At 51.0% G+C, this 13386-nt stretch carries 10 protein-coding genes and 1 tRNA gene; 2 read left to right on the forward strand and 9 right to left on the reverse strand.

The window, feature by feature from the left end; translation table 11 throughout:
* Positions 1-224 precede the first annotated feature (224 nt).
* Positions 225-392 (forward strand): hypothetical protein, encoded by a 168-nt coding sequence (locus tag JIN85_RS12320; protein WP_200271114.1) that lies wholly within the window; start codon positions 225-227, stop codon positions 390-392.
* A 32-nt stretch (positions 393-424) separates the two neighbouring features.
* Here the strand turns inward: JIN85_RS12320 and JIN85_RS12325 are convergent, their stop codons facing one another.
* On the reverse strand, positions 425-1357 hold the full coding sequence (locus JIN85_RS12325) for a CPBP family glutamic-type intramembrane protease (RefSeq protein ID WP_200271116.1): 933 nt from the start codon (positions 1355-1357) through the stop codon (positions 425-427).
* Between the two features lie 621 nt (positions 1358-1978).
* Here JIN85_RS12325 and JIN85_RS12330 point away from each other — a divergent pair.
* Positions 1979-3487 carry an ArnT family glycosyltransferase gene (locus JIN85_RS12330; protein WP_200271118.1) on the forward strand — a complete coding sequence of 503 codons (1509 nt, stop codon included), beginning with the start codon at positions 1979-1981 and terminating at the stop codon, positions 3485-3487.
* Between the two features lie 79 nt (positions 3488-3566).
* Here the strand turns inward: JIN85_RS12330 and JIN85_RS12335 are convergent, their stop codons facing one another.
* The 8 genes from JIN85_RS12335 to JIN85_RS12370 all read right to left on the reverse strand — a co-directional run bounded on the left by JIN85_RS12335 (position 3567) and on the right by JIN85_RS12370 (position 13369).
* Entirely contained in the window at positions 3567-6647 is a 3081-nt protein-coding gene (locus tag JIN85_RS12335; RefSeq protein ID WP_200271119.1) for an efflux RND transporter permease subunit, read from the reverse strand.
* A gap of 1 nt (position 6648) precedes the next feature.
* Entirely contained in the window at positions 6649-7461 is an 813-nt protein-coding gene (locus JIN85_RS12340; protein WP_200271121.1) for an efflux RND transporter periplasmic adaptor subunit, read from the reverse strand.
* A 134-nt stretch (positions 7462-7595) separates the two neighbouring features.
* Positions 7596-8933 carry a TolC family protein gene (locus JIN85_RS12345; protein ID WP_200271123.1) on the reverse strand — a complete coding sequence of 446 codons (1338 nt, stop codon included), beginning with the start codon at positions 8931-8933 and terminating at the stop codon, positions 7596-7598.
* A 262-nt stretch (positions 8934-9195) separates the two neighbouring features.
* Positions 9196-9270 (reverse strand) — tRNA-Asn (locus JIN85_RS12350).
* Between the two features lie 97 nt (positions 9271-9367).
* Positions 9368-9577 carry a sulfur carrier protein ThiS gene (thiS, locus tag JIN85_RS12355; protein WP_200271125.1) on the reverse strand — a complete coding sequence of 70 codons (210 nt, stop codon included), beginning with the start codon at positions 9575-9577 and terminating at the stop codon, positions 9368-9370.
* A complete protein-coding gene (locus JIN85_RS12360) occupies positions 9574-10965 on the reverse strand; it encodes a DUF2851 family protein (RefSeq protein WP_200271127.1) in 1392 nt (463 codons plus the stop codon). Before JIN85_RS12360 ends, thiS begins: the two co-directional genes overlap by 4 nt.
* On the reverse strand, positions 10962-12557 hold the full coding sequence (locus tag JIN85_RS12365) for a TIGR03790 family protein (RefSeq protein ID WP_200271129.1): 1596 nt from the start codon (positions 12555-12557) through the stop codon (positions 10962-10964). Before JIN85_RS12365 ends, JIN85_RS12360 begins: the two co-directional genes overlap by 4 nt.
* A gap of 20 nt (positions 12558-12577) precedes the next feature.
* Complete coding sequence (locus tag JIN85_RS12370; RefSeq protein WP_200271130.1) at positions 12578-13369, reverse strand: MBL fold metallo-hydrolase; 792 nt, start codon at positions 13367-13369, stop codon at positions 12578-12580.
* Positions 13370-13386: the final 17 nt, after the last annotated feature.

Consider the following 13386-nt stretch of genomic DNA (forward strand, 5'->3'; position numbering starts at 1 on the left):
ACGCAGTGGAATCTTCGAATCAAGTATGGTGATGCATCAGCTTTGTCACACGGCAGTAACGCATACCCACCCAAGCGAGATTTCGAGCAATTCCGAGCTGCGGTCGTGAAGCTTCTTGACGGACAGGCATTCCAATAAATTCCAACGCAGAACAAGTCATGGGTGGCAACGGCGGACAAGCTCGCTAGTTCGCCTTCCCTCTGAATTCTCGACACCGCCGTGCCATGAACTTGTCACCTTTGAATAGAGTGTTGGTGAGTCGGGTTGTTTTTGGTTTAGGCGGCATATTCGGCGACCTTACGGCAGATGAACTGCTGGTAGATGCGCACGACGGTGGCTTTGCCGAGATCGAGGACATGATGGCATCCGTGCCTCATGCCCCCAATCTTTGAGGATGAGTATCCTGTGGTGCTAGCTGGATTTTCTATTTTTCCATCTTTTGGAGAATCCGTTTAATGTCCTGTCCCGGATCGATTTTCCAGATAATTTTCCCAACCAAGTCACGGCTTTTGATGTGCTCCTGCAGCAACTCGCCAGATTCATCCTCATTATTTCTGCCAACTAAAGTCAGTGATGTTCCTTCGCGTTGAATGATTTTACTGAATCGCAACTCGCCTTGGCTCGAACGATAAAGAACGGCATCACCAGCTTGAGCTGATTTTTCATTGAAAGCCGGTCCTCGCAGGTAGAATGCCACGTCATTCTTCTCATAATCAGGCGAAAGATGATTGCTGGCGAGACGGGCATAACCGACGCACGAAAAACAGAGCATCAACACCACGACGATCGAAAATGTGGTCGTCATTCCAATAAAACGGAGTCGAGGAGTAACAAGTGGTGGGCACTCGACAAGCGGGCCTGCCACCGACTCTGGCATAGTTCTAAATCGACGTATCGATTCCCACGCCAAGACTAAGAAAATTACAGCAGACAGAATCGAAACACCCATAGGCATCACGAATTTAGCACCCCCGAAATAATAAATTAAAACCGCCAAACTGTTATTGATCGCGTGCCACATGACTGCTGGCCATAGGGATTGAGTTCGCCATGTCACATACCCCAAGGCGATACCAATAGCTGCAATGGGGAGCATGTTGAATGGGTTCATATGGACCATCGAGAAAGAGAGTGCACTCCAAATGATTGCGTAGCGCGGCCCTTTTCTCTCTAGGCAACCTTGCAAAGCACCACGGAACATAAATTCTTCGCACAATGGACCTAAAAGCCCGATAACGATCAAGTGCCCGAATAATGCAGATGCCGTTTCCGGCGTGAGCATGTCGGTCATGGCGTTGAATTGATTGGCGAAATCGGGAAAAGCACGTTGTAGAAAAGGTAAGGTCAAACGTTGCACAAGCTCAATCAGACCGACGCTCGAAAGTGCTAATAAAGCAATTCTCCATACGGTTCCTCGGTCAACTACACGGAGTCTGAGAGATCTGCCGACAGAGCCCGTTCTCCAGCGCACGAAAAGAATCGAGGGAAGTAGAAAGCAAATTAGTTGCCCAAGGGCCAGCCCACCCAATACTGAAATTTTGGCAAAGGGTAAGGATGTGAGGGCGTAAAGCCCCATAGCAACGCCTAGTAATAGCCATGCGTCGAATGTAGTTCGCGTTCTCGTGGAAGTTGCTGTGCTAACTCTCGAGATTTTATCGGATAGGCAACATCGTGTGTCGTTATTCATTTATTTCGGTCAAATTCCCAACAAAAGCGCCAGACTCACAGATTTTTGTGCATTAAACGGATAAATCTCTGATCGCATGGTTTCCCTGGTTTGGAATGAATGAAAATTTCAACTACCAGCCAGTGATTTTCGTAGAATCCAAAAGCTGAATCTAGGATTTCATGGATTCGAAAGTGGATCATCTATTTAATGCCAATTCCATGATCGGCCTGTAAATTTCCACTTATTCTCATCACAACATCATGAGATGAAAGCCAACTTATCCGGACAACTCACCCGATTCTTATCCGGATGCAATCAAACAATATTTCGTATTTCAACGCACGATCAAAGCGATTGCTTCTTGCCACCCTAGGTCTCATTTGGGTGGTGAGATTGCTGATGCTCGCACAAATACCGCTCATCGACAATAGTGAGTCTCGTTATGCAGAAATGGCACGAAAGATGGCAGCAACCGGTGATTGGGTGACACCGAGATACATTGGAAATCAGCCATTCTGGGCTAAACCACCACTATCCATGTGGTTATCTGGAGCTGGAATAAAATTATTCGGTGAGAATGAATTTGGTGCTCGAATTTTTATATTTCTAGCAAGCTGTGCCATATTGCTTTTGCTATACTCATGGATCAAAGGAATAAAAGGCAAGGACACGGCGCTCGCGGCCACATTCATTCTCGCCACATCGAGCGCCTTCGTCATTACCTCAGGGACAGTCATGACTGACCTTCCGCTATGTGCCTCTACGACACTGGCAATGGTCGCTTACTGGCACGCAATTCATCGAAAATCAAAATGGTGGGGAATGGTTTTCTTTATTGCACTGGGATTGGGCATGCTCGCGAAAGGTCCAATCGCCCTGGTTTTAACAGCTCTGCCAATCGGGATCTGGCTGATTGGTAGTCGTCGCTTGATTGAGGGCATCAAGTGTCTACCTTGGATCTCAGGGGTGCTTCTAGCATTGGCAATCGCCCTTCCGTGGTATGTTTTAGCAGAAATACGAACACCGGGTTTCCTCAACTATTTCATTATTGGTGAGCATTGGGATCGATTTTTGATCAAGGGTTGGAACGGCGATCTCTACGGGAATGCCCATTCAGAGCCACCAGGCACGATCTGGTATTTTGGTTTGATCTCGCTGTTACCTTGGACGCTCATCATGCCCTATTTGATTTTCAAAATCCCCCGCGTCTTTCAAAATATCCAATCCGAGGAAAAGCCCTATTTGGGTTACCTGAGTGCATGGCTCGTATCACCTCTTCTCTTCTTCACTGCCGCGAGAAACATTATTCCAACTTATGCACTGACGGGAATTCCAGCAGGAGCCATACTGTTTTTTGAACTTACTGCATTAACCAATGATAAAACGACCAACAGAATCGTGATCCGATACTTAAAATGGGGAGCCGCGGCATCAACCATCCTCATCACATCGACGTGGCTGCTATTCTCCTATTTCCCGGATCGAATGCACAAGCAAAGTCAACGCGAAATGGTGAAATACATTGAAAGTCGAAGCGATCTCAAAGAGATACCACTATCCTATCGGGGCAAACCACTTTGCTCTGCTTGGTTTTATCGGAAAGGCCAGGTGAACTTTATCGATGATGAAGGCATTAAGAAATTATTCTGCAATCACCATCCCGATTTATTAGTCGTGCCAGCGAGAACAGACTCAGCACAACCACCTCTGATACATGATCATTTTACGCAAATTGCAACAATTGGTCGGTTTAGCTTGATGCGAGAAAATGTGAACCAAAATTCCGACTTGGTTGCCGCTGAGAAAGGAAATCCTTGAATCCTTTCAATAGCAAAAAAGCATTTTCTCATGCACTTTAAAAATCAGAGTTAGAACGTTTCCAGTTGTTCTGACTTTTCTAATCGGCACCTAATTTCGTAAATCTCCCAGCAAGAACCGGCATCACCAACAAGGTCATCAAGGTTGATGAGATCAGCCCGCCAAGAATCACAAGAGCCATGGGACCTTCGACTTCACTTCCGGGAGACTGGGGAGAAAGCGCTAGAGGTAACAGCGCCAAACCGGTAACTGCAGTGGTCATAATAACCGGAACCAATCGCTCCCGCGCCCCGCGCAGTACCGTAGAAAGATTCCAGTCACATCCTTCAACTCGAATTAGATGTTCATAGTGCGTCATGAGCATAATTCCGTTTCTCAAGCTCAAGCCCAATAAGGTGATGAATCCAATCAACCCACCGAGCGAGAGCAATTGATCCGATGCCACCAGGGCTATCAGTCCACCAGCAAGCGCAAATGGAAGAATCGAGATCACAATCATAAAGACAGAAAAACGCTTGAAAACCATAGCGAGTAAAATCCCTATGAGAATGAGCGCTCCAGCGGTTGCTGCCAGAAGCTCAAAATGGGCACGTGATTCAGCTTCTGCTGCACCCGAAAAAGTCACATAAATTCCCGAAGGAAGAAATCCAGGAGCATTGATTTTCTTCTTTAACTCGGCTACGAGATCGGAAACTCCCCTTCCCTCCACACTGCAGGTCACCACTTGGCGTCGTTTCCCAGCCTCGTGATCGATCATGGTCCGATGTTCGCGAATGCCGATATCCGCAATATCACCCAAATGGACCAAACCTCTCGTGGGAGTTGTAATCAATAGTTTTTTGATTGATGTAACATCGGTACGGTCCGATTCTTTAAATCGTAGTGAGATGGGAATAATTTGATTCCCCCGGTATATGCGAGTCATTTCAATTCCCTGAAAGCTAGCCTGGATAGCCTCTAGGACCGGAATCGGTTCCAGCCCGTATTGCTTCAATTTTGAATGATTCAAGACGACATCAATGGATGGCGAAGAACCTCCACCCGTGTATCTCACTTCTCTTGCCCCATGGGTTTTCTCCATCAAATCTCGGATTTTTTGAGCCGGGGCTTCCAGCTGATCCAGCTCAGGACCAAAGATTCCAACAACGACAGGAGCAGTTTCACCGCTCAGGGATTCGCCAATTCGGTCTCCGAGAAATGTCAGTGTCTCGGATTGCATATTCGGATACCCTTCAAAAACCTTGCTGATCTGCCTCTGGATCTCAATTTCAGAATCCTGGTGACTCGGTTTCAATTCTATATGAAATTCACAACGTTCAGGCCCCCAAGTATCGACCCCGCGCTCGGATCGACCAGCTTGCATCTCCACGGTTTGAATATTTGGATTGGACAACAATTCAGCACTGGCTTTCTCGCCGAATCGCATAGTCTCCTCCAGCGAACTTCCTGGAATTCCAAATGCTTGCGCCACAAAATGCCCTTCACGGAATTCGGGTAGAAGCTCGGTCTGAATGTCCCACCCCATCCATCCCGCGACGATGACACTGGTCAAAGCAAACCATATTACCAGATAAGGAAATCGATACAGTTTGCGGAGAAGAAATTCATGCAGATTTTTCATCCATCTGAGGTGAAACGGATCTTTTTTGAATTTAGCACCAGCTAACAACAACATGCATAAGGCGGGTGTTACCGTCATAGCAATGGTCAGGGAGACCAATACAGCTAAAATAAAAGCAATCGCCAACGGTTGAAAAAATCGACCCTGAACGCCACTGAGTGCAAAAATTGGCAAGAACACCGCAAGAACCATAAAAGTCGCATATATGACTGAACCACGAACTTCCACCGATGCCTCATGAATAATCTTCAATGGGTTACATGGTCTTTCTCCAGCACGATTTTCACGTAAGCGACGGAGTATATTTTCGACATCTATAATTGCGTCATCCACCACCACTCCGACCGCGACCGCCAAACCGCCAATCGTCATGGTATTGAGCGTGATGCCAGCAAAATGTAAAACTATCACCGCACCTAACAACGATAATGGGATTGATATAAATGAAATAAAAGCCGTCTTCGGATCGGCCAGAAATACAATCAGCACCAACGCAACAAGTAGCCCTCCCAGCCATAATGAATGGGATAGATGCTGAATTGCAGATTCGATGAAATTGGCAGGTCGATGAAGTCCATCCATCAGTAGGATTCCTCTGGACTTAAAAAGAGGCTTCAAATCATCGAGTGCGGCTTCCACTTTCCGGGTGGTCTCAAGTGTATTCGCTCCGCTTTGACTGGTAAGAGCTATCAAAACCCCACGTTTGCCATTAATCAGCGCATCTCCAAACTTAGGCATCGCGCCGTAGCGAACGTCTGTGACATCTCCAACCGTAATCGCATCCTGGCCTGCTCCCCGAATGGCGAGCGCCCGAATGACCTGCGGGTCATCAGGTGGATTTGAGGCATTTAAGGTGAGCCGCTGATTTCTCGTCTCCACGTATCCCGCACCTCGGATTCCGATGCTTGTGGCAATCGCTTTTTTAATATCTTCCAATGACACCTCCAATGCAGCCATCCGCTCCGTTTTCGGGATGACTTGTAGTTCCTCCACCTCCCCTCCGACCACAGTTACATCCGCAACACCCGGGACAGCTAACAGAACCGGACTAACAGTCCAATCGGCCAGGCTACGCAAGTCTCGGGGACTAGCAGCTTCGGACACCAAACCGATTTTCAATAAATCCATCGTCGATGACACCATGGGTGAAATCGTTGGAGTGGCCGCTTGTTCCGGCAGGGTCGCACCCAGCCCTGTGAGCCTTTCCGCTAAAAGTTGCCTGTCTGCGAGTTGATCTGATCCTTCCTTGAAAACAACAGTTACCACAGACAAGCCCTGGATTGACTGTGAACGAATCGAATCCATACCGGGGATACCCCCCATCGCAGCTTCAATCGGGAAAGTCACCAAAGACTCGACTTCTGCAGGTGAGAATCCGGGCGCTTCGGTTTGAATTGTGACACTCGGCGGCACAAATTCAGGGAACACATCGAATGTGGTTCGCGAAGTTAGCCAAGCACCGTAGCCAAGTATCAATAAAGAAGCTAATAGCACCAATCCCTTGAACCGAAGCGCCGAAGTGATGATAAAATCCAACATCCTAATCGTTTTCCAAAAATGATGCCTGCGAGCGATTCTGAAGCTTTAGAGCAAGAATTGACTGTGCGCCTTCAATCACAATCGGCAATTCCACATTGAGCGATTCTTTCCTTACAAACCAACCACCCTCCACCGGATCATCCAATGAGATGGCCTTTTGGACAAATTGGCCGTCACCCTCTGCCTGAAATACCCAAGCCTTTTCAGAATCAAAAATTACCGAGTCCGCAGGCACCATCACTCCATCTAACAATGGCATATCTGGATTCAACCAACCCGTCACACTGTATCCCATCGGCCAATCGTGAGAGTTTCCTGACACAATGATGAAATATCCCGGCATGCCACCTATACTTACCTTCGGCGCGGGCCAAATCGATTGACTGGAGATCGCCTTGTTCGGTTCTGATCGACTTGAAATTTTCGCACTTCTAACAATCTGTGACCGTGAAGTTGAAAGCGGCATCGATAAGCGAATCATTTTCACTTTATCATCAACCAGATTATCAATGAGCTTTTGCTGATCCTCTTCCTTCATTCCCGCGATATCCATCCCCCACGTCATATTGAGAGAGATTCTTGCAAGTCTGGTCTTAGCTACTGCCAATTCGAGGGCTTGATTCGCTTCTTCCAAAGAACGCTCGGATGCAAGTCCGCCACTTGAATGCAGTTTCGTCGTACGATCAACCACTGACTGGGCGACACTTTCTTGTATTCTGGCAGACTTAACTGCTTCCCATTGCTGGATTAAATCCGCCGGATCCACCACTTCGCCAAATACCTCGATTTCCGGCGAATATTGATGCGTCTTCAAGGATTCAACTTTTATACCAAAATGCTCCTGAGTTACCGGAGATATTTTGATAATATCTTCCTCGCCTTGACTGAATCCAATTCCACCGAATAATCGGAGAAGGATGAAGATCTGTAGAATTCGATATCTCATCATTACTTGATTAGTTTAACTCCTGAGGCAGCTTCGAGTTCGGCGAGAGCCCGCCACGCATCAAACCTGGCAACCGCTACCCATGCCTTATCCTGACTTTCGAGATAGCGCGCCTGTAACACCGACAGCAAGTCTCCCTCTCCAGCGTCTAGCAACACTGACTTGGCTTTGCATAGTTCAGTGGATTTACCTGCAATCTTGATTGCGTTTTCGAGTTGAAAGAGGCTCCCTCGATATTCCTCCCATGCGATTGCAACCTCTCCTAAGGCAGTGGTTTGAGTTTCCAAAAATACCGCCCATGCTACTTTTCGAGCTGCCTCTGCCTTCGCGATCCCGGCGCGATTTAGATCTGGCAAGATGCTGGCAGACGGGGCGAGCAGCCATTTGCGTTGCCCTTGATCAAAGCTGAAGCCAGGACCCAGATGAACATCCGGATATTGATTGGCGATTTCCAAACGTAGATCCGCCTCACTCAATGCATAGCTGGCCAGCTTCTCCAATACATCCGGCCTGGAAAGCGCTGCCAGCTGTTGCAGTTTTTGTAGCTCTGGTGCTGGTGGCAAATGATCTGGGAGTGGCTCTAGCGCAATCGCCCTCATCTCCGAGGAAGGCACACCCACTGATTTACCCAGTTCTGCATTGGAGGTTCGCCCCAGCTTCTTGGCTTCCAAAAGGTCACGATCCAGAACCGCCCGCTCCCTGGACAGAGTGAATTGCTCCAGGCGATCGGTCTCGCCGAGCTTTTCTTGTTTTTCGAGTGCCGACTGCCATTCCTGGAGTAATGAGGATTCCCTGGATAAAGCTGCAGATCGCTCTGCTGCGCCTAGATGGTTTACATAGGCCAACGCAATAGCTTTTCTAACATCGAGCCGGGTCTTCGAAACAGCCAACGCCGCTTCATCAATACGCCGCGTTGCAGTGATTTGGCGGAGCCCTTTTTTGCCAGCGGTTTCAAAAGTGTAGTCCAGAGAAAAGCCGACGGTCCAAGGGTCTAAACCCGACAGAGCCCGTTGCAAATCCATGGAAACGCCAATGGGCGGAGAGGCGGAAGCGAGAACCAAATCTGATTTAGCCAATTCGAGTTCCGCTTTCGCACGCAGAATCGTCGGCATCGTCACTTCTGCCGCTGTCTCTAGCTTTCCGATATTCCAGCTACCCGACCTTCGATAATGGCCGGATTCCAAAGCCACATCTACGGCTGGGGCCGCGAGCGACTTCCCATCGTAGCCTTCTAACAGAGCTTTCGGTTCTAGTGATAACTCGTGATAGGATTGGCAAGAGACCGCGCACAACGCCATCAAGGCCCACAGACCGTACAATCCAAAATTGGCCTTTTTCAAAAGTGAAATGACGGACCACCCACACCGACTAAGTTGGCGTGCTCTCCTAACAGAATCACGATGACCCAATGGTATTATCAAAAACACTGAATCTACCTAACCGCTCGTTGGTGAGAATCGGATGAGAAGCGTTGCCTTGTAGGCATTTTTCGCAGATTCCTAAAGTTCTGCATCTGCACTGCCAAATGGTGACTGGTTCTACGCCGATGCTTCGCAACAAAAAGGAGAAGGCCTTAACCCGTTGAGGATTAAGGCCTTCAAGTGGCTCCGGCGCTTGGGATCGAACCAAGGACCTAGTGATTAACAGTCACCCGCTCTGCCGCTGAGCTACGCCGGAGTTGCGTTTGCACCGTTTCGTCGGCGCGGGCGGACCATGAAACCCAACCCCCATCTGAAGCAAGGGAAAAATACTTCTGTTTTGCAAATTTTTCGAATCAGCCGCCTGCCGCCAAGGTCACAACCTCGACCCTAGATCCATTCGAAACCTCGCGGTTGCTGTAATCCCTAGGAAAAACCGCTTCCTCGTCCAATTCCACCACCACCGGTTTGCCCTCAAGGCCGAGCTGGGTCAGCAAGTCTGCGAGATTCATCGGGCGATCCAATTGGTAAGGTCCGCCGTTCAAAGTGATGGTTTCTGAGTTCATTTCCATTGGGTGAGTTGTTCTGGGAACGGACACTTGGCGCAATCCGAAGCGTCTTCCAGGCAGAAGTCCTGATAAATTTGCATCAAGCCCTGATGGTGGCAAACGCGTTTGAGCCACGGTTTGGCGGCTTCGATCGATCCAAACAGCCTGAGCGCGCAGCGTTTGACCTTTTCGTTCGGCGTCGCTGCCCGGATTTTGTGGTAGTCCGAATAGGCGAGCCCATCTTCATGCATCGCCAGCGGGATCAGGTGGTTCGCCAGAAGTTCCAGGCCTTGGGATTTCCCGAAAAGGGCGATTTTACCCGCAGCTGCGGAGGACCCGAGTGTGTGGTGGTGCGACCAAAAGGGATGTTCCAAATTCCCCAGAAAATCCAGAACCTGACTGATGTTGAAGGGGCGCGCCAAGGCCAGTTTCCTGAAGTGCGACCATTCCTTCGTCAGAACCGCCAGGGTTCCGATCCGGCGGTGGGGATGGTTGGCAGGACGCTGGCCGTGGGTTTTCCACAGGATCGGCGATCGGGACGGCACCTCGAAGCCTGCGCGCTGCTTCCACCAGGTTTCCCACAGGTTTTGCAGGTAATCTTTCGTTTCCGGTGGCGCCACCTCGTGCAGCTTGGGAGAAAGGAATCCGGCAGTGCCGAATAAAAGTGGCTCGGCTAGAGAAGGATCGGGCTTGAGATCGCGCAACATGACTCGCTGCGACAACACTTTCATCGGCAGGCTGTTCCCCCGATAGCCCAAGGTCTCTGCAACGGCTTGGAAAAGGGCCTGATCACGCCCCTGCGCATCGATGAGGCGCAGAAACCGCGTGGCTTTCAACCCGGCACGATGCCGCGCGGCTTCATCGAGCAGGCTCGCGACTGCAGCCTCTGGCAAGGATTTCAACGGCGCAAGGCAACGTCCGGGCCTGGCAATCGCCACCTCGCGCGCAGGCCGTGCCAAAGCGTCTTCCAGGCGCGCTGATGGAATGACGACCATGGGCACTTCCCGATGCTCTGCGGTCCGGGTAAACCGAGCCACAGCTTCGCCATGAAATACGACGTGCAAAACCACCTGGTTGAAATTCGGGTTCTCGGAATGCCCGTGCGTCTCCCAATCGCTGGCATGCGGGTCCAACTCAAGGTCCCCTTTCGTCGCGATGCCTTCGATTTCCACGACCGCTTGCGAGAAATCCGGACCGGCACTTCGGTTCCACTCGCCAAACTGGACGATCCGAACCGCCCGCCCATCGCTGGAGCGGAATTCCCGACCAAAGGCGCCGGAAAACCAAAGCGCTTGCAGCTCAAGCTCAGATGGCAGCGATTTTTCCGCCACCTCTGCAAACGCAAGTGGCGGGTGCCAAACGGATTCCAGCAAGTAGCTGTATGTCATCCGGGCGGTGTTCATCATTTCGGAAGCGCCTTGGGCGGTGCTGGTGGCTCCAGAATGTCCAGCCAACCGGCCAAGGCTTTGGCCTCAGGCATGGGACCGTATCTCGCCTGTGCCTCGCGGATTTCCTGCACTGCCGCAGCCTTGCGCCCAGCTTTGCGATCGATCGCAATCAAATGAAGGTCTTGCCGGAGCTTGTCCTCTGCTTTTTCGAAATGTTCCTTTGCATTGCGGAACCAAACTGCGGCCTGGGTATCCTTTCCAGCGGCCAGTAAATCCAGCCCAAGTGCCTCCGAGACGGTTCCACTTTTCAAGCGCTCTGCTGCCATTCCGAGCTGCTTGTTGAACTCCTCCGGATCATTTCCCCAGCGCATGGCGGCCGATCGCAGCAGCAGGTAATCCTTGTCCTCAGCCAGCATCTTGCCATCTCCGTTCAAATGCAGAAATGGCCGGTAAAGTGGGTCACCGAGCACAACTCCCTGCCACGAGGTCACCGGCATCGCCATCCAGCACGCCTCGACCCAGGAATTTCCATCTAACAAGCGGTCGTGCAGGACATCGAACCAATGCGTGAGGTGGAGATAAGGTTCGTAAACATTGCCGACCGTGACCGCCGCCCCACGCTCTAACAGACCGGCACTCCAGTTTTTCGACGGATTGCGCAATTGCTCCGCACTGAACGAGTGCAGATGAATCGCGACCGCGCCTTTTTTGAAATAGAATTTACCGTTCAAAAACGGACCGCTCACATTCCAGTCATACCACCCGTAATAAATCGACGCATCGGTCATCGGGTAGTTCAGCGGAAGCGTGTCATTGAATCGATCCACAACCGTCGGAATCCCGATCTCCAGATTTTTCTTCGCGATCGCTTCAAGCCAGTTGTCGCCCTGCGGAAATTTATTGGCGATGTCGATGTAGGCGCGCCCCCAGAGGCCGGTTTTCTCCGCTTCCACGGCGTCCTGAATCATGCGCTCGCAGGTCGATTCGCTGGCGGCATCAATCCGTGCCGTGAGCATCAAAAATGGCAGGTTGGCCTCCCGAATCGATTTCTTGCTCTGGAAATACTGATTTTTGAGCGCTCCCTGAACCGGCAGGCCATCGATCCCGAAAATAGCCAATTCTGAATCCACCGCCGACTCCGTGCGCCCACCAATCGGGTCTTTCGGGTCCACTTTGACACCTTCCGGCAGTGGTGAGGGCTTGATTCTCAACGGCACCCCACGCATCAGAACAACGACCCGGATTTCGTTTTGGACCGGAATGATCAGTCCTTCGGGATTCTTGCTACGTTTCCACCAGGCCCGGTCGTCGAAGGTCTTGCGCAGTGGAGCGACTAGGGTTTTCTGATATTCGTCGTAGGAAATATCCTGTTCAGCGGAAAGTTCGAGGCCGATCAGATGGTCTTGCGGGATGTTTCTGGCGTCGCGGTAAACCTCCGCGAGCTTTTTGGAATCCGGCTGATTCGCATTGTAAACCACCACCACCTCCTTGGGCGAAAGCGGCAAGCCAGCCGACCAACCAGCGCCCACGAGCAACGCCCAAAACACCACGACTCTCTTGAACATGCCCGGTAGCATGCCCGCTTCAGCCGCGCATGCAAGTTTGCTCATTGTAGGGCGCGACAAATCGCCTAGCAAATGCCTGGCAAGCGCAGCCCGTCCCAGGCGACGTGCACCCCTTTCGGCAGCGATTTTTCCAGCGCAGCGTGATCGTTATCATGCCCAAGATGGGTCAGCCAGGTCTCACGGGCGCCGACTTCTTCAGCAGTCAACAACGCCTCGCCGAGAGAAAAGTGGGTTGGATGCACCTCAGGTCGCAACGCATCCAGGATCAACACGTCGACTTCACGGATCAGCTCAAGCGTTGCTTCCGGAATTCGCTTCACATCAGGCAGATAAGCCATACGCCTCGCCCCTGGGTAGTCGAACAAAAAGCCGATGGTCTTCACCGAGGCGTGCTCCACCGGAAGCGGAGTGACTTTTAGGGCACCGATCGTGAAATCCCCTTCAATCAGACGTTCTCCGGGCTTGATGTAGCCTTTGAAGACGTTTTGCGGGGAAAATGCCCAACTGAACATCGTTTTGAGGGTGCTCATGCACTCTTCCGTCGCATACAGCGGCAATGGCTCGGTTCGCGCCCAGCAAAATGCTCTCAGCTCGTCGAATCCGACGACGTGATCCATGTGCGCATGGGTGTAGAGCACCGCATCCACCACCCGCAGATCCTCGCGCAACGCCTGCTCCCGCAAGTCAGGACCGGAATCGACCAGAATACTCTGATCTCCAGCTTGCAGGATCACCGAAGAACGGGTCCGCTTGTTTTTCGGGTCGGTCGATCGGCAAACATTGCAATCGCAGCCGATGACCGGCACTCCCACCGAGGTTCCAGTTCCAAGAAATGTGAGAGAAAAATCCAGCGCCATTGATTCCGGCAGCGACC

It is taken from the genome of Luteolibacter pohnpeiensis (genome assembly GCF_016595435.1).
GTDB lineage: Bacteria > Verrucomicrobiota > Verrucomicrobiia > Verrucomicrobiales > Akkermansiaceae > Luteolibacter > Luteolibacter pohnpeiensis.

Bases quoted from the DNA above. Each gene is read 5' to 3' on its own strand.
- JIN85_RS12320 (WP_200271114.1), top strand. From the start codon at position 225: ATGAACTTGTCACCTTTGAATAGAGTGTTGGTGAGTCGGGTTGTTTTT.
- JIN85_RS12330 (WP_200271118.1), top strand. From the start codon at position 1,979: ATGCAATCAAACAATATTTCGTATTTCAACGCACGATCAAAGCGATTG.
- JIN85_RS12335 (WP_200271119.1), bottom strand. From the start codon at position 6,647: ATGTTGGATTTTATCATCACTTCGGCGCTTCGGTTCAAGGGATTGGTG.
- thiS (WP_200271125.1), bottom strand. From the start codon at position 9,577: ATGAACTCAGAAACCATCACTTTGAACGGCGGACCTTACCAATTGGAT.
- JIN85_RS12360 (WP_200271127.1), bottom strand. From the start codon at position 10,965: ATGATGAACACCGCCCGGATGACATACAGCTACTTGCTGGAATCCGTT.
- JIN85_RS12365 (WP_200271129.1), bottom strand. From the start codon at position 12,557: ATGAGCAAACTTGCATGCGCGGCTGAAGCGGGCATGCTACCGGGCATG.
- JIN85_RS12370 (WP_200271130.1), bottom strand. From the start codon at position 13,369: ATGGCGCTGGATTTTTCTCTCACATTTCTTGGAACTGGAACCTCGGTG.